The sequence below is a fragment of the uncultured Chitinophaga sp. genome (genome assembly GCF_937874145.1).
Taxonomy (GTDB): Bacteria; Bacteroidota; Bacteroidia; order Chitinophagales; family Chitinophagaceae; genus Chitinophaga.
This window is the reverse complement of sequence record NZ_CALNBI010000307.1, coordinates 1-16,800: the sequence shown is the minus strand read 5'-3', so window position 1 is coordinate 16,800 and position 16,800 is coordinate 1. Positions and strand designations below refer to the sequence as shown.

The window sequence follows — 16,800 nt, the reverse complement described above, 5'->3', positions numbered from 1 at the left end:
ACGGAAGAACCGCCTGCAAACGAGCCTCAATCTCGCGCTGGGCTCCGCCCTCGCCTCCATCGGCCTCACCATTCCCGCCGTGGCGCTGGTTTCTATCTTCGCCGGGTTCGAAGTAACGCTGGGGATCGATACGAAAGGGACTTTACTCATGCTGCTGTCGCTCTTCACGATCAGTATTTCCTTCAATGCAGGGCGCACCAATATCCAGCAGGGCGTTGTGCTGCTGGTGATCCTGGCCACTTACCTGTTTACGACCATCGTGCCGTAGCTACAGGAGCCGCCATTCCTCCGCCAGTTCGCGCGCGGCCTGCGCCGTGTCGTGGCAGATCTCTCCGGGTGTCGGGTTGCCCGCCATCCGGAGCAGCATCGCCTGTATCTGCGGATCAGTCATGGGGATGCGGGATTTTTCGAGGAGATAAATGCAATTGGTTTTCCAGATGTCCTCGTCTGTCGCGAACACGGCGCAAAACTCAGCGCTTAGCTCGTGGACGTGCGGCATCAGGTAATTGTAAATGGGGTTGAAATGCGGGGAATTGATATCCTCCAGCCACTCCATGAGCGCCATGGCGTAAGGCCTTGCCACGGTCCACTCCGTTTTCCGGAGCAGCTCGATCGCTTTGTCGTCGCTCTTGTGCGCTGGTACGAAAGCAGGGTGCATACCGGAAGTTACGCCGGTTTCCTCAGAATTTGATCGTAAAGTGCTGTTTTGCCTTGAAATCGGGGCTTATAAACGCAATACCGATAAAAAACAGGTCGATGGTTGTGGTTACGGAAGGATGGGATTTGACCGTCTCCCAGGCACGCTCCATCCCCTCGGTCCAATGCACGTCGTCGAAAATAACGATACTGTCCGGGCGGAGGTAAGGCAAACATTCCTCGAAATACCGCACCGTGGGTTCCTCCCGGTGGTTGCCGTCGATATACACGATATCGGGGCTCGGCATCTGTTGCAGCACGCCGCTGAGCTCCGTGTCGAAGTTGCCGGTATACTGGCGGATGTTGTCTAAACCCAGGGAAGAGAAATTCATTTTGGCGAGCGCGGCGATATTGGGGCAGCCTTCGATGGTGTGGACCGTAGCGCCGGCGGAAGCCATGTAAGCCGTGGAAAGCCCGAGCGACGTTCCCAATTCCAGCACGTTCTTTGCACCAAGATGCTGCACAAGGCGGTAGAACAACTGGCCGAACCTGGCGGGCTTGGCGGCGTGGCGCGCAATGTCGCTGACGCGGCGGGTGCTGGAAGCCCCCATCAGCGATCCCGCACCCAGGTCTGTCACCTGCACCACGTCGCGGCTCTGCAACAGGCGCCTGCGCAGCAATTCCATGGGCTCGTAAGCAGGGCGGAAGCCCTTTTTGTTCAACACTTCCTCCACGAGCGTGAAGATGAAAGGCGAATGCACATCGTGCCGGTTGCCCGCCGTCAAATAATAACGGATATATTTCTTCGCCAATGCCGCCTGGTGCCGTATGCTCAAAGTCAATCAGTTTTATCCCAAAATCGGGGGTAATTCAGCCGCCAAAGGTATAAAAAAGGCGTAATACGACGTTCGGGTTTTATTGACTTTGGGTTATGCAGTAAAATTTATCACTATCTTTACATGTTGGAACTATTTTTGGCATTATATTTTCTTTAAGGTTTTCTTAACATAAAAAGGACATTTCAAGCATGCTCAAGCTAATCAGGTGGACGATGCCATTTGCACTGACGGGATTTGTGACACTGACCGCTACGGCGCAGGACCAGCCCCCGACTCCCCCGGCGGAGATCAAACCGCCGCAGGTCAGGACTGCCGATACGACCATCAAGAAAATCATGGAAGATCTGCAGAAAGTCTCCGACAGCGACAAACAGAACGCCAAAGCCATCGAACAGCTGTCCCTGGGCCGGGAACTGGACAATATCACCAAATACGACCTGATCAAGAACAACCTGATCCAGGCCTCCGAAACCTACTATCTGCTCAACAAAAAGATCATCGACCTCAAATCCAGGACCACCACCTCCAACCTGGACGTATTCATCACCTCGCTCAACAACCCGGAGAGCAAGGAGCTCGGCTTTTCGCTGAGCGACCGCGTAGTGGAACTGGTCGAAAAAATCATCCTGAAAGGTAAATCCGACAAAAACGAGCGTAATACCAAACTGGTGGAATCCACCAAATCCATCATCAACAGCCCGATTTTCAAATCCTTCACCTCCCTCACCCCGCCCCTGGCCATCGCCAGCTCGGTGATGAACTTTCTCCACAGCGTGAGCCAGTCCAACAAGGCCATCAATCACAAACTGCTGCAGGAATTCGAGAAGGAACTCAATAAATACGTGATTTATTACACGGCCCTCAACGACGCGAACCAGAAATTCGAGTTCGGCCTGAACTTCAATAAAGACCAGCTTTCCCTGCTGCAGGACAACATGTACGACCACCTGGCCTTCACTTCCCAGGTGCTCAAAATGCCCCTGCCCGCACGCGGCAACAAAACCATCGCCGAGTCGCTGAACGAATATTTCATCGATTTCCGGAAAGATAAGGTTGTGGACTTCTTCGCCAAGATGGAAGCGCAATACACCAAAGGCGGCAAAATCAATTACGAAGGCCTCCTGCGCGACAATCCCAACCTGAAGGAAGCCAACAACCAACTGGAAGACCTCGTGCTCCAAACCAAACGCTTCGAAAACCTTTACAACGAGTACTTCAGCCTGCTGGACTCCTACTACACCAAGGTGAACCACTCCCTCCGCCTCGCGCAGGATAACGCCCTGGCCGACCGCGCCATCGTGGAAGCCAAGCAGAACGAATTCCGCGGCCTTAAAAACGAAGCCGTACAGGAAATCCAGGCCTCCATCAACATGCGGGAACTGACCCTCAACGTCGACAAAATCAAATACCGCTACCGGATCTTCTAATTCCGGGTTCAGCTATACAATTCATAGTTACGAACGGCTCACAAGACCGTTCGTAATTTTTTTTATAGAGATCGCCTATATCCCCGTACCTTGCAATTGATTTTAACAATATCATGACTACGGTACAATTGGAATATGTAGTAGCGGTAGATACCCACAGGAGCTTCGTTACCGCCGCGGAAAAATGCTTTGTTACGCAACCCACGCTCAGCATGCAGATTCAAAAGCTGGAAGATGAGCTGGGCATCAAGATCTTCGACCGCAGCAAGCTGCCGGTAGTGCCCACCGAGATCGGTTCGGCCGTTATCGCGCAGGCCCGCATCATCCTGAAAGAAAATTCCCGCATCCGCGAGATCATTGCCGACCGCAAAAAGGAAGTGCAGGGCACCCTCAAGGTCGGGATCATCCCCACCCTCGCGCCTTACCTCCTGCCGCGCGTGCTTACGGCCTTCCTGAAGAAATACCCGAAAGTAAAGCTCGAAGTCTGGGAATACTCCACCGAACAGATCATCCAGCTGCTGCGGCAGGAACAGCTGGACTGCGGGCTCCTGGCCACGCCGCTCCACAACCAGCACCTGGAAGAACACCCGCTGTTTTACGAGAATTTCGTGATATACGCCGCCAAAAGCAATAAGCTGTCCGACAAGAAGCTGGTAGATGCCACCGACCTCGACGCCAAAGACATCTGGGTGCTCAACGAAGGCCATTGCATGCGCAACCAGGTGCTTAACATCTGCCAGGACAAGTTCGGCATGGGCGAGTTCAAGAACCTGGAATACAACACCGGCAGCGTGGAAACCCTCAAGCGCATGGTGGAACTGAACGAGGGATATACCATCCTCCCCGAGCTCAGCCTGCAGGATCTTACCGCTAAACAAATGAATATGGTCCGGTTCTTCAAGGCGCCGGAGCCTGTCCGCGAAATCAGCCTCGTCACACACCGGTATTTCATCAAACAGGCGCTCATCGAAGCATTCCGCAAGGAAATCCTCGCCAATGTGCCCGAGAAGATGAAAGTGCGCAAAACCCGCAAGGTGATCGACATCCTGCTGGAAAAGCCGTAAAAAAGAAAATCCGGCACAATGGCCGGATGGATAATGCATAAAAAAAGGGTAAAGCGCGGTGCTTTACCCTTTCTCGTTACCGTCTACTTCTGTTCCGGGACTTTCTTCGTAGCGTCGGTATAGTTATTTTTCAGCTTGGGGAACGACTGCTGCATGATGAGATCGTTCATCACATTGACCGCTTCACTGAGGTAAGGGTCTTTGTTCCGCGCTTTGAGCCAGTCTTTGTTGCGGGCGAGTTTCACCGTATCGGTCCCGATCTTGTCGAGGTCGGTTTGGAGGCTGGAGATATTGAGCGGCTGTACCTTATCGTTTACCGAGTCGTAGCGTTTGAGCGCTGCGGCGTTCTTCTTCTGGTCGGCGCGGTAAGACGCGAGGTCCAGCGGATAGGTCTTCTGCTCATCCAGCTTCTTGAGCGTGGCGATGTTCTCGTTGATCATTTTGAAGGCTTCGTTGTTGGCGACGCGTTCCGCGGATTTCGCTTTCAGCGGGGCTACGTCCACCGGGTCTTGCCAGGTGGAATATTCGGCCTGGGGAACTACGTCCCATTTCAACGCGTCTTTATCTTTCTTTTCGCCTACTTCGTAGTAGGGAGAAGGCAGCACCACGTCGGATTCGACGCCTTTCAGCTGGGTAGAACCGCCGTTGGCGCGGTAGAATTTCTGCACGGTGAGTTTGATGCCGCCGAGGCTGCCGCCCAGGTCCCCTTTCACGAATGCGTCGAGGTCGAGGAGGCGCTGCACGGTGCCTTTACCGAAGGTGCTGGGGCTGCCGATCACCACGGCGCGCTTGTAGTCCTGCATGGCAGCGGCCATGATCTCAGAAGCGGAGGCGCTGAATTCGTTGACCATGATGGCGAGCGGGCCGTCGTAAGCCACGCCTTTATCGCGGTCGCGCTGTTGCTGCACTTCGCCGGAGCGGTTGCGCACCTGCACCATCGTGCCTTCCGGAACGAAGAGGCCGGCCATTTTAATTACGTCGGGCAGGGAGCCGCCGCCGTTGAAGCGGAGGTCGAGGATGATGCCATCTACCTTCTCGGCTTTCAGTTTGCGGATCTCTTCGGCTACATCGTCGTATGAGAAGGCGCCCTGGCGGTCGTTGAAGTCGGCATAAAACTCGGGCAGATAAATATACCCGATCTTATGTTGCCCGTTGATCACGGCGGATTTGGCGAATACATCGTCGAGCTTGATCTCATCGCGGACGATAGGGATCACTTTGATGGTACCGTCCACGCTTTTCACGGTCAGTTTCACTACGGAGCCTTTGGAACCGCGGATATGGGTCACGGCTTCTTCCACGGGGAAACCGCCGATATCTACCGGTTCCTTATCGCCTTCGGCCACTTTCATGATCACGTCGTCCGCTTTCAGCTGGCCCTGTTTCCAGGCCGGGCTGCCGGTTACGATGCTCACGATCTTGATGCGCCCTTCTTCCTCGCGGAGCTGCGCACCGATACCGTAGAAGCGACCAGACATCGACTCCTGGAAGGAGCGTTTCTCCAGCGGCGGCATGTAATCGGTGTGGGGGTCCATGGTGGTGGTGATGGCGTTCACGTAGAGCGAGAAACGGTCGTCGTCTTTCGTGCGGTTTTTCACGCGGTCGAAGTAACGGTCATATACTTTCTTCACCTTATCGCGGGCCTCGGCTTCGAGCTGGGCGTCTGTTTTGCCGTTCTTGTCCTTATCGCGGATGGTGATGAGGTCTGCGTATTTTTCGAGGGTGCGGTATTTGAGGGCCTTGCGCCATGCTTCCACACGGGCGGCTTCGTCGGTAGGCCAGGGAATAGCGTCCGGGTCGATGTCCATTTTCTCCTGTTTGGAGAAGTCGAAAGGCTTCGCCAGGATTTGTGGATAGATGGTCGCCGCTTCCACCACGCGCTTCTTCATGATCTCCGAGCTTTTGTTGAAGAAATCCAGCGGGGCGCCGTTGAGCTCGTCGTCCACATGGTTTTCCAGTTTCTTCAATTCGTCGATATCGCTTTTCAGGAAAAATTTCTTCTCGCCGTCCAGGTTCTTCAGGTATTTGGTAAACACTTCGCGGGAAAAGGCGTCATCGATAGGCTTCGGCTGGTAATGGCCTTCTTTCAGGATCTGTCCCACCAGGGTCATGATCGTCTGGTATCTTCCGGGGGGGTCGTCATTCACACCGATCTTAGCGAATGCAAATATGCCAGCCAACACGCCAATGAGCAATATCGGAACGACCGCTTTCAGTTTCATCTTCATAACCCTATTCTTTTCGGATTTTTCAATTCAGACGGCGGGCGTGCCGTCCGGGATTTTATCTTAACCAAATATAAGCCTAATTCACGGTGTAATAAGGGCCTGCATTCGATTTAACATATTCTTGGAGGCAAAAACCGTGCTATATGCCATTCCGGGATACCGCCTGCCTTTTTAGTATGCCATTGATAAGCCGGAATGGCAGGTTCGTCCTATTTTACGAGCTTGTAAACGCCACCTTTGTTGCTGGCGCCCGCGATTGTCACGAGCATGTAGATTTCCCCGGCTTCATCCTGCCCCCAGCTCAGCAGCTGCAGGTTACCGGATGGTTTGTTGGAGAAGACCAGGTCCTGGCGCGCCCACTTCCCACCCTGTTGCGCGAGCGTCCAGGTTTTACCGTTGTAGTCGCCGAAGATATACTTCCCGGCCAGCGCGGGCAACGCTTTCCCACGGTAAACATATCCGCCGGTAATGCTGATCCCGTCGCCATGGTCGTACTCGTGGATGGGATCGATGAGCACGGATTTATTGGCGCCGTCAGGCACATTGAACTCATGAAAACCTTCCATGATCCGCCAGCCGTAATTGCCGCCTTTGGTGATGATATCCACTTCTTCATACTTGTTCTGCCCCACGTCTCCGGCAAACAGCCGTCCGTTCGCCTTGTCGAAGGATATGCGCCAGGGGTTCCGCAGGCCGTACGCCCAGATTTCGCCTTTGGCGCCGGCGGTTTTGAGGAAGGGATTGTCTTTCGGAACGTTGTAAGGCGACCCGTCTACGTCGATCCGGAGGATTTTGCCCAGCAGGTTGGTAAGGTCCTGCCCGTTGCCGATGGTGCCGTGCTTGTCGCCGCCACCGCCGCCGTCGCCCGAAGCGATATACAGCATGCCATCCGGCCCGAATACGATATCGCCGCCGTTATGATTGCTTTCCGGCTGATCGAATTCCAGCACCACGCGCCTGGTGGACGGGTCGGCCGTATTGGCGGAAGATTTGGCCACACGGTATTCGGCGATCACCGATTTGTGGTTGCGGCCTCTGCCCGGCTTCTCAACCGGCGCGCTGAAATAGAGGTAGAACTTCCCGTTTTGTTTGAATTTGGGGTGGAAGGCCATGCCCAGGAGCCCGCGCTCGTCGTAGGCGGGGTTGACTTTGACCATATCGGCGCTGACGTCGATGAAAGGTTCGGATTGCAGCTTGCCGCGCTGTATGATCCAGACGCGGCCTTCCTTCTGGACGATGAACTGGCGGTCCGACCGGTCGCCCGGAACGGCCATGCACACGGGCGACTGCACCTGGTCGGTCACCAGTTCCAGCCGTGCCTGCTGGGCGGAAGTGAAAAGGGAACCCGACATCATGACGCCTGTAAAAAACAACTTGACTAGTTTCATATGGGAATTTTATGCCCGATAAAAATAATGTTTCCGGCTATACGCTTGTTAAATTTTGGAAGGGCGGAAGGGAAAGGCTTTTGACCGGAAACGCTTACCTTTGGCGCGGAATAAAACCATACCGCTTGGACGAGCCCACTGTACCCCGGAACGACCCATACGCCTCGATGCGGAATGTGGAATTCAGGTATTTCCTTGTGATCCGTTTTGCGCTGATCTTCGCGCTGTCGATGCAGTTCGCCATTATCGAATGGAAGGTGTACATGCTCCCCCGCGACCCGCTCAACCTGGGCCTCATCGGCCTTGCGGAATTCGTTCCCGCCTTCTGCCTGGCGCTTTTCGCCGGCAATATCGTAGACAAGAAAGAAAAACGCGGCATGGTGCTGAAGTGCCTGCTGGGCTATGTGGTGGTGGGTACCGGGTTGTTCCTCCTGACCTGGGACGATGTGATGGCGGGTGTTCCGCAGACCTGGGTGTTGTTCATGATTTACTTCCTGGTATGTTGCGGCGGGATCATCCGCGCCTTCGTGAGCCCGAGCAATTTTTCGCTGCTGGGGCTGCTGGTGCCGCGCAATCTTTACGTGAACGCCACTACGTGGAGCACTTCGGCCTGGCAGATCGGGGCGATCGCGGGGCCGGCGTTGGGCGGGCTTTGCATCGCGATGTTCGGGGTGCATTGGTCGATGCTGCTGGTATTGGGGTGCATCTTCGTGTCCCTGTACTGCATTTTGCAGATCAAGCGCAAGCCGGTGCATTACAAGGAGATGGGCGAAACGGTGAAAGAGCGGCTGACGAAAGGCCTGAAATTCGTCTGGAATACGAAAGTATTGCTGAACGCCATGACGCTGGACATGTTCGCCGTGCTGTTCGGCGGATCGGTGGCCATGATCACGATATATGCGAACGATATCCTGAAAGTGGGGCCCGAAGGCTTCGGGGCCTTGCGCGCCGCGCCGGCGGTGGGCGCGTTCCTGACCATGATGGCGCTGGCTTACCGCCCGATCGTGACGAGGCCGGGTATTAAACTGCTGGCGGCGGTGTTCGGGTTCGGGCTGTGCATCATTGTGTTCGGGTTGTCGAAAAACTTCCTCCTGTCGATGGCGGCGCTGTTCGGCAGCGGTATGCTGGACGGGATCAGCGTGATCATCCGGCAAACGATCCTCCAGCTCAAGACGCCCGACGATATGCGGGGGCGCGTTTCGTCCGTAAGCTCCATTTTCGTGGGGTCCAGCAACGAGCTCGGATCGTTCGAGAGCGGGGTGATGGCGAGGCTCCTCGGGCCGGTGGGCTCCGTGGTCTTCGGCGGCTTCATGACCCTGGGCGTTGTGGTTACCACCTACATCATCTCCCCCGCCATGCGGAAGCTGGATCTGAAAGCGTAATTTCTTCTTCTTATTTAATGATGGATTTCAACCGTTCCAGCACGTAATACACGGCCGGGCAGATCGTGCTGTTCAGCAGCGTGGTGTTGGGGCGTTTGAAGAATTCGTAGCTGTCGGTGTAGGGATAGTTGTGGCAGTCGCCGGGACGCACGTCGTAAATGCCGCAGTAATTATCGGCGCCGAGGAAGGGGCAGGGGCTGCGCTTCACGACGTAGTCGCCGTCTTCGTCGAGCCGCAGGTACGTTTCGATGAACACGCTTTCGCGGAGGCCGAGGTGTTTGGAGATGCGCTTGATGTCGGGGGTTTTGAAGCGGGGGGAGATAGTTTTGCAGCAGCCGGCGCATTGGAGGCAGTCGATTTGCGCAAACGCCTCGTCGTGCAGTTCCGGCAGGTGTTTTTCAACGCCTTTCCCTTTGCGGTTCTGCATTTTCTGGAGGAATTGTTTGTTGGCTTTCTGCGCTTCCTTTGCTTTTTTCTCCCAATCGGTGAGGCTGACTGACATTTTCACTATTTGATGCAAAAATAGGATAATCCCGCGTTATGAAAATTCCATGACAAACCGCGCCTGGAAAGGACGGCGAATATCAAGCCTATATCCCCTGTAGGCCGGGTATTTTGGCCATTGTGGAAAAACATCATAGCTTTGCGCATTCTTTCAATTAATACCTGCTTACATCATGAATTTATTGAATACATTCAAGCATGCATTCATTGGCCGCCACATCGGGCCCAATGATGCGGAAACCCGCGCCATGCTCGAAAAGATCGGAATCGGATCGTTGGATGAACTGACGGGCAAAACGGTGCCCGCCTCTATCCGGATGCAGCACGAGCTGGCTATTCCCGAAGGGATGAGCGAGCACGAATACCTGGGCATGCTGAAGGATATTTCGCTGAAGAATAAAGTATTCAAGAATTACATCGGCCAGGGTTATTACGACACGATCACGCCCAGCGTGATTTTGCGCAACATATTCGAGAATCCGGGATGGTATACCCAGTACACGCCGTACCAGGCTGAAATCAGCCAGGGGCGCCTGGAAAGCCTCCTGAACTTCCAGACCATGGTGAGCGACCTCACCGGTCTCCCCATTGCCAACGCCTCGCTGCTCGACGAATCTACCGCCGCAGCGGAAGCGATGACGATGTTCTTCAACGCCTTGAACAAAGACCATGATCATATCAGCCGCGGCAAGTTCTTCGTGGACGAGCGCGTGATGCCGCAGACCAAAGACGTGGTGCTGACCCGCGCCACACCGCTGCAGATCGAAGTGGTTTTCGGTAACTACGAAACCGTAACCATCGACGAATCGTTCTTCGGCGCGTTGGTGCAGTACCCCGGCGCCGAGGGCACCGTGGCCGACTACCGCACTTTCATCGACTCCGTGCATGCTACAGGCGCTTACGTGGCCATGGCAACCGACCTGCTGGCGCTGACGCTCCTCACGCCTCCGGGCGAGCTGGGTGCGGACGCGGCGCTGGGCAGCGCGCAGCGCTTCGGCGTTCCTTTGGGCTTCGGCGGCCCGCACGCGGCTTTTTTCTCTACCAAGGATGAGTTCAAACGCGCCCTTCCCGGCCGTATCATCGGTGTGAGCATCGACGCGCAAAACCAGCGCGCCCTCCGCATGGCGCTCCAGACCCGCGAGCAGCACATCAAACGCGAAAAAGCAACTTCCAATATCTGTACCGCGCAGGCCCTCCTCGCCAACATGGCCGCCATGTACGCCGTGTTCCACGGACCGGAAGGACTGAAAAACATCGCCCTGAAAGCCACCCTGCTGGCCTCCGCGCTGAAAGCCAAACTGGCTGCGGCAGGCGTTCAGGCCGTGAATAACGGGCACTTCGATACCCTTACCCTTTCCGTAACCGACGCACCTGCCATCCACGCGAAAGCACAGTCCGCAGGCATCAACTTCCGCAAGGTTTCCAACACCCAGGTGGGCATCTCCATCGACGAAACCACGTCTGTGGCTGATGTGAACGCCATCCTCGCCGTATTCAACGCCGGCCAGGTGACCGAAGCCGAAGTGGAAAGCGCCGCCAGCGGTATCCCCGCCGATCTCCAGCGCACCAGCCCCTTCCTGCTGCACCCGGTCTTCAACAGCCACCACAGCGAAACGGAAATGATGCGCTACATCAAATGGCTGGAAAATAAAGACCTGTCGCTCAACACTTCCATGATCTCCCTCGGTTCCTGCACCATGAAACTGAACGCAGCCACCGAAATGATCCCCCTGAGCTGGAGCCACTGGAGCAAAATGCACCCCTTCGCCCCCGCCGATCAGGCAGGCGGATACCTGCAGATCGTACAGGAACTGAGCGACTACCTCTGCAAAATCACTGCTTTCGACGCGTGCTCCCTGCAGCCCAACTCCGGCGCACAGGGCGAATACGCCGGTTTGCTCGCCATCCGCAATTACCACGAAAGCCGTGGCGAATCGCACCGCAATATCATCCTGATCCCCATCTCCGCACACGGCACCAACCCCGCTTCCGCCGTTATGGCCGGTTATAAGGTAGTGATCGTGAAAGCGCTTGAGAACGGATACATCGATATCGCCGACCTGAAAGCCAAAGCGGAACAACATAAAGACAACCTCGCCGGTGTCATGATCACTTACCCTTCCACCTACGGCGTGTACGAAGAAGGTGTGAAAGAGGCTTGCCAGATCATCCACGACAACGGCGGACAGGTATATATGGACGGCGCCAACATGAACGCACAGGTGGGCCTCACCGCCCCCGGCCTCATCGGAGCCGACGTTTGCCACCTGAACCTGCATAAGACCTTCGCCATCCCGCACGGCGGCGGCGGCCCCGGCATGGGCCCCATCTGCGTGGCGAAGCACCTCGCACCGTTCCTGCCCGGTCACGTTGACCTGCAGACCAACGGCAGCAAACAGGCGCACGCGGTTTCCGCCGCTCCTTTCGGCAGCGCATCCATCCTGCTGATCTCTTACGCCTACATCCGCCTCCTGGGCCGTACCGGTGTTAAGAACGCTACGGAATACGCGATCCTCAACGCCAACTACATGAAGGCAAGGCTCGAAAACGCGTACGACATCCTGTACACCGGTGTTAGCGGCACCTGCGCCCACGAGTTCATCGTGGACCTTCGCCCCTTCAAAGCCACTGCAGGCGTTGAAGCGGAAGATGTGGCCAAACGCCTGATGGACTACGGCTTCCACGCTCCTACCATGAGCTTCCCGGTTCCGGGCACTATCATGATCGAGCCTACGGAAAGCGAAGACAAAGCCGAACTGGACCGCTTCTGCGACGCCCTGCTGTCTATCCGCGAAGAAATCCGCGCGGTGGAAGACGGCAAGGCAGACAAGGCCAACAACGTGCTGAAAAACGCTCCGCACACCCAGGCCGTGATCACCGCCGACGAATGGACGCGCCCCTACGGCCGCCAGCAGGCAGCCTTCCCGCTGGAATACGTGAAAACCAGCAAATTCTGGCCCTCCGTTTCGCGCGTGAACAACACTTTCGGCGACCGCAACCTCATCTGCACCTGCGAACCTACCAGCGCATACGCAGAAGCCGAAGCATAATCTTCAGACTTCCAACGAAGCATAACGAAAGGGTGACTATTAGTAGTCACCCTTTTTTTGTGTTGGCGTGCCTATTGTATGCAAGCCGGTTGCCGATATTTCTGGCCCGATCAACCTATTTATTTATCAACCAACAACTTGTAACATTATGCCAGTATTCCTCTTAATAATTTCAACCGTTTGCGTGTGGATTTTTTCCGTTCATGCATCTTTTAACTATTCAATTCGTTTATCTACGAAACTTTCGTAATTTGCTATCCGAAACCACTTTATCTCCATGTACCGTAATGCAATTGTAGTATTCCTCTGTTTGTTTTGTTTCACTGCTGTAGCCCAGCAGCGTACCGAAATCAAAGGCGCCGTGGCCGATTCCACCAGCAGCGAGTTGTTGGAAATGGCGACTATCACCGCCCAGGACCCGAAAGACAGCAGCCTGATCACTTACACCCTCACCGATAAAAAGGGGGCTTTCCGTTTAACGGGGCTCCCGGCCGGCAAACCGGTACGCGTACTGGTGTCCTACACCGGTTACCGCACCTGGATCCAGACCATTGGCGCCGACCGTTCCGACCTCGGGCGTATCACCCTGGCCCCGGCGCCCCGCGAACTGGGCGTGGTCGAAGTGGCAGGGAACCGCCCGCCCATTACCATCCGGAAAGACACGATAGAGTTTAATGCAGACGCATTCAAGACCCGGCCCAACGCCGTGGTGGAAGAATTGCTGAAAAAGCTTCCGGGCGTGGACGTTGACCAGGACGGGAAGATCACCGTGAACGGCAAACCGGTGTCGCGGATCATGGTCGACGGGCGGGACTTCTTCGGCGGAGATTCCAAGATCGCCCTGAAGAACCTCCCTACCCACATCATCGATAAAGTCCAGGTATCCGATACCAAAACGAAAATAGAGTCGAAAATGGGGATCGAAAAGGATGGGGAAGACAAGACCATCAACTTCACCCTCAAACCCGATAAAAAGAAAGGTTTGTTTGGCAGGATCACCGGCGGATACGGTACCGATGAGCGGTACGACGCCAGCGGGATGCTGAGCTTCTTTGACGGCCCGCGGCAGATCAGCGTGATCGGATCTTCCAACAACCTGAACAAAATGGGCTTTACCGTGAACGAGGTGATGGCTGCCGCACCCATGCGCGGCGGCGGCATGACGATCTCTTCCGGCGGTGGGGGCATGAGCGTCAACGGCATCAGCTTCGGCGGCGGTGGCGAGGGTATCCGCACGGGCTCCATGGTAGGGCTGAACTATAACGACGAATGGTCTAAAGACCTTAAAGCCAGCTCGAGTTACCAGTTCAACAACACCCATTCCAAATTCAACACGATCTCCGAAAACCGGTACAACGATGGCCGCAGCGTGCTCGGCAACCGGGGTGGATATGGCCGCAACCAGTCGCACAACATCAGCATGAATATGGAATACCAGCTGGATTCCATGACCATTTTGAGCGTGGCGCCCCGGTTCACGAATACCCGGCAAAGCTCCAACAGCACCAGCGAAGAGGAAACTTACCGCGACCTGGACGACAAAGCGAACGAACGGAACGGCCGGAACATATCAAAAGGCGACCAGAACTCCTTTGCGGTGGATGTGCACGCCATGCGCACGCTCAATAAAAAAGGCAGGAGCATCAGCCTGCGGCTCCATGGCGATTACGGTATCAACAATGGCAATGCGTTCAACTATTCCGACCAGCAGTTCTTCGTCAACAACCTCCTGGATTCCACCAGCGTGCTCGATCAGCGCAGCATCACTTCCGGCAGGAACGAGAATTATGATATCGGCATTACGTACGTTGAGCCGTTAAGCGAGCGCTGGCGCCTGAATTTCGGGTACAGCTTCCGGTTCGGCCAGAATAATTCCAGCCGGGAAACGTTTAACTTCGATGAACTGGAAAAAGGATACAGTGAATTCGACAGCCTCTATTCCAACCGTTTCAACAACAAACAATCCACGCACTCCCCTACCGTCAACTTCCAGTTCAGCAACAAGAAAAAGACCATCAACGCCACCGTAGGCGGCGGCGTCCTTTTCAACAGCCTGGAGAACCTCAATGTGTATACGAAGGAAAATTTCCGGCAGGATCAGACCAACTTCAACCCGAACACCCGCATCATGTTCACGCTGCCCAATAAAGGCCAGTTGTCGTTCAACTACAACGCCAACACCATGCAGCCCACTATAGAACAGCTGCAACCCGTTCCGGACAACAGCAACCCCCTCAATATCCGGCTGGGGAACCCCGACCTGAAAACGACCTTCTCGCAGATGTTCAACATCGGCTATAACAAGTTTTCGCCCAAGGGATTCGGGATGTTCAGCAACATCGGGTACCGGCCGGTGAGCAACAGCATGTCGACCTACACCAAAGTAAACAGCGACGGAAGCCAGGTGACGCAGACGATCAACGTGAACGGGGTGTACAATTTCAACGGGCATATCAACCTGAGCTATAATAAAGTAAAGAAAGACTACCAGTACCGCGTGAACGGCGGTGCGTTCGGCAGCTATGCCAACAACGTCAACTATTCCAACATCAACAACGTGCGCGGCGATACGGCGGTGCATAAGAACGTGAGCAAAAACCTGATGCTGGGGCCCAACATCAACGCGTCTTTCTCCTGGAAAGAACTGCTGGACCTGACCATGAACTACCGCCCCAGCTACAGCCAGGTGACCAACAACCGCACCAGCGTTAAAACAAGCAACTTCACGCAGCGCGCCAACCTGGGCGGCACGTTATACTGGCCGAAAAATTTCTTCATCGACAACGACCTGGCGTACAACTACAACGCCAACATCGCGCCGGGCTTCAAGAAAGGGGTGGCCGTATACAGCGCCGCCATCGGCTACGAGTTCATGAACCGGGCCGCCAACGTGAAGCTGTACGGATACGACCTTTTCCGCCAGAACACCAATATCCGCCGTATGGTAACGGAACTCGGCACCTTCGATACGCGGACAGACATGGTGGCGCAGTATTTCATGCTTTCCTTCACCTACAATTTCGCCAAGTTCGGCTCCAAGATCGGCAGCAGCCGCCGCCGCGACGGCGGGCGCGGGCTGGATATGATGATGTGGTAATTCCGCCATTCCGAAATATAAAAAGGCCGCCTGTTGTACGGGCGGCCTTCTTTTTTGGAACTGCCTTTTTTATTTCGAGGCGACGCCTGCGGCTTTCAAACGCAGTGCCAGCTGCGCGTCAAAAAGGCTGCGGGGCTCCACGGGCCTGCCCGGCGAGTCGTTCGTGCCTTCGTTTTTGAATGCGATCTTTTTATCGGATTGGAACCCGGCGAAAACTGGCTGCGCGAAGGTGTGGTTCTTCCGCTTCTGCAAATCCCAGAAATCATACGTAAAATCCCAGGTGGAGCGGTGCTCGAAGTTCCAGAAAACGAGATCGCGGCCGTGATGCGGGAACCCTGGCTGCGGCCCGCCGATATTGCGGAACACGCCGCCGCGCACATTGTCGAACAAAGTAGCGTAGGGCTGGCCGGAATGGCTGTCTATATTCTGATCCACCGCCATGCGGCAGGATGTAACCACGGTATTCACGCCGGTATAACCCGTTCCGGGACCGTGATGGCCCGACAGGAAATCGCAGTTTTTGATGAGCACGCCGTAGCCGGAACGCGCATGGATCGTGCTGTGGCCGCCTTTCCCGCCGAACCGGACGCCCGTTAGCGTGATGCGGTAGCCCGCGCGGATGAAGACGCCTTCGTTCCAGTGGTCGAACACACAATCGCGGACCCAGGAATCCTTCACGAATTCCATGGCCACGGCGCACCAGCCAGCATCGTGGATGCTGTCTTTATGATGGACGAATTCTTCCGGATAGCTGTTCCAGTTGCCGGTGAAACGGATGCCTTCGATGCCGCATTCTTCCAGGGCGTCGAAAGATTCGATGATGAAATCGTGCCCGTCTACCGGCTCGATGGCGATATGCAGCGGGTTTTCGAAGCGAACGCGGTTGCCTTTGACTTCGGCGATGGTGTGGATCTCCTGGATGTTCATGCCGCCGTTGTTGCCGAAGAGGCGCGTCCAGTCCTTATGCAGCTCCTGCGGCGCAAAATACCGGCGGGTGAAGGTTTCGCTTTTATGGCGGAGGGTCACGTCCTGCCCAGCTTTGAGCGCCGATGCATCCACAACGGTTACCCAGTGGCTGCCAAGATCCGCAGTGCCGTGGAGCACCGCCAGTTTGCGGATATTCCGTTTTTCAGGTTCGAAGCGGAACTGCCGGGTGCCGATGCGCATTTTGCTGGCGAAGATCTC

11 protein-coding genes and 1 pseudogene are annotated in these 16,800 nt (G+C 55.5%); 6 read left to right on the top strand and 6 right to left on the bottom strand.

The window, feature by feature from the left end; translation table 11 throughout:
• A pseudogene (locus Q0510_RS15035) lies at positions 1 to 268 on the top strand (ionic transporter y4hA); the annotation flags it as partial.
• On the opposite strand, the gene Q0510_RS15030 reads toward Q0510_RS15035, so the two are convergent.
• Both Q0510_RS15030 and Q0510_RS15025 read right to left on the bottom strand, forming a co-directional pair.
• Complete coding sequence (locus Q0510_RS15030) at positions 269 to 658, bottom strand: DUF5071 domain-containing protein (RefSeq protein ID WP_298713414.1); 390 nt, start codon at positions 656 to 658, stop codon at positions 269 to 271.
• 22 nt (positions 659 to 680) lie between these two features.
• On the bottom strand, positions 681 to 1,472 hold the full coding sequence (locus Q0510_RS15025; RefSeq protein WP_298713411.1) for a class I SAM-dependent methyltransferase: 792 nt from the start codon (positions 1,470 to 1,472) through the stop codon (positions 681 to 683).
• Positions 1,473 to 1,663: 191 nt separating this feature from the next.
• On the opposite strand from Q0510_RS15025, the gene Q0510_RS15020 reads away from it, so the two are divergent.
• Positions 1,664 to 2,902 carry a hypothetical protein gene (locus tag Q0510_RS15020; protein ID WP_298713408.1) on the top strand — a complete coding sequence of 413 codons (1,239 nt, stop codon included), beginning with the start codon at positions 1,664 to 1,666 and terminating at the stop codon, positions 2,900 to 2,902.
• A 113-nt stretch (positions 2,903 to 3,015) separates the two neighbouring features.
• Positions 3,016 to 3,966: a hydrogen peroxide-inducible genes activator gene (locus Q0510_RS15015; protein ID WP_298713405.1), complete on the top strand. Its 951-nt coding sequence runs from the start codon at positions 3,016 to 3,018 to the stop codon at positions 3,964 to 3,966.
• 83 nt (positions 3,967 to 4,049) lie between these two features.
• On the opposite strand, the gene Q0510_RS15010 is transcribed toward Q0510_RS15015, so the two are convergent.
• Positions 4,050 to 6,194 carry a carboxy terminal-processing peptidase gene (locus Q0510_RS15010; RefSeq protein ID WP_298713403.1) on the bottom strand — a complete coding sequence of 715 codons (2,145 nt, stop codon included), beginning with the start codon at positions 6,192 to 6,194 and terminating at the stop codon, positions 4,050 to 4,052.
• Positions 6,195 to 6,403: 209 nt separating this feature from the next.
• Positions 6,404 to 7,582: a PQQ-dependent sugar dehydrogenase gene (locus tag Q0510_RS15005; protein ID WP_298713401.1), complete on the bottom strand. Its 1,179-nt coding sequence runs from the start codon at positions 7,580 to 7,582 to the stop codon at positions 6,404 to 6,406.
• Between the two features lie 125 nt (positions 7,583 to 7,707).
• Here Q0510_RS15005 and Q0510_RS15000 point away from each other — a divergent pair, with 125 nt between their 5' ends.
• Positions 7,708 to 8,964, top strand: coding sequence for an MFS transporter (locus Q0510_RS15000; RefSeq protein ID WP_298713399.1), 1,257 nt, complete (start codon positions 7,708 to 7,710; stop codon positions 8,962 to 8,964).
• 10 nt (positions 8,965 to 8,974) lie between these two features.
• Here the strand turns inward: Q0510_RS15000 and Q0510_RS14995 are convergent, their stop codons facing one another.
• Positions 8,975 to 9,466, bottom strand: a complete 492-nt coding sequence (locus tag Q0510_RS14995; RefSeq protein ID WP_298713396.1) for a YkgJ family cysteine cluster protein — start codon at positions 9,464 to 9,466, stop codon at positions 8,975 to 8,977.
• A 175-nt stretch (positions 9,467 to 9,641) separates the two neighbouring features.
• Between Q0510_RS14995 and gcvP the strand changes: the two genes are divergently transcribed.
• Together gcvP and Q0510_RS14985 are read left to right on the top strand one after the other, a co-directional pair.
• Positions 9,642 to 12,518 carry an aminomethyl-transferring glycine dehydrogenase gene (gene gcvP / locus Q0510_RS14990; RefSeq protein WP_298713393.1) on the top strand — a complete coding sequence of 959 codons (2,877 nt, stop codon included), beginning with the start codon at positions 9,642 to 9,644 and terminating at the stop codon, positions 12,516 to 12,518.
• Between the two features lie 277 nt (positions 12,519 to 12,795).
• Positions 12,796 to 15,615: an outer membrane beta-barrel family protein gene (locus tag Q0510_RS14985; RefSeq protein ID WP_298713390.1), complete on the top strand. Its 2,820-nt coding sequence runs from the start codon at positions 12,796 to 12,798 to the stop codon at positions 15,613 to 15,615.
• A 69-nt stretch (positions 15,616 to 15,684) separates the two neighbouring features.
• Here the strand turns inward: Q0510_RS14985 and Q0510_RS14980 are convergent.
• Positions 15,685 to 16,800, bottom strand: a 1,116-nt coding sequence (locus Q0510_RS14980; protein ID WP_298713387.1) for a DUF4955 domain-containing protein, incomplete at its 5' end; no start/stop codon positions are given.

Coding starts and splice junctions, on each gene's coding strand:
- Q0510_RS15015 (WP_298713405.1), top strand. CDS start 3,016: ATGACTACGGTACAATTGGAATATGTAGTAGCGGTAGATACCCACAGG.
- gcvP (WP_298713393.1), top strand. CDS start 9,642: ATGAATTTATTGAATACATTCAAGCATGCATTCATTGGCCGCCACATC.
- Q0510_RS15030 (WP_298713414.1), bottom strand. CDS start 658: ATGCACCCTGCTTTCGTACCAGCGCACAAGAGCGACGACAAAGCGATC.
- Q0510_RS14985 (WP_298713390.1), top strand. CDS start 12,796: ATGTACCGTAATGCAATTGTAGTATTCCTCTGTTTGTTTTGTTTCACT.
- Q0510_RS15010 (WP_298713403.1), bottom strand. CDS start 6,194: ATGAAGATGAAACTGAAAGCGGTCGTTCCGATATTGCTCATTGGCGTG.
- Q0510_RS15005 (WP_298713401.1), bottom strand. CDS start 7,582: ATGAAACTAGTCAAGTTGTTTTTTACAGGCGTCATGATGTCGGGTTCC.
- Q0510_RS14995 (WP_298713396.1), bottom strand. CDS start 9,466: ATGTCAGTCAGCCTCACCGATTGGGAGAAAAAAGCAAAGGAAGCGCAG.
- Q0510_RS15020 (WP_298713408.1), top strand. CDS start 1,664: ATGCTCAAGCTAATCAGGTGGACGATGCCATTTGCACTGACGGGATTT.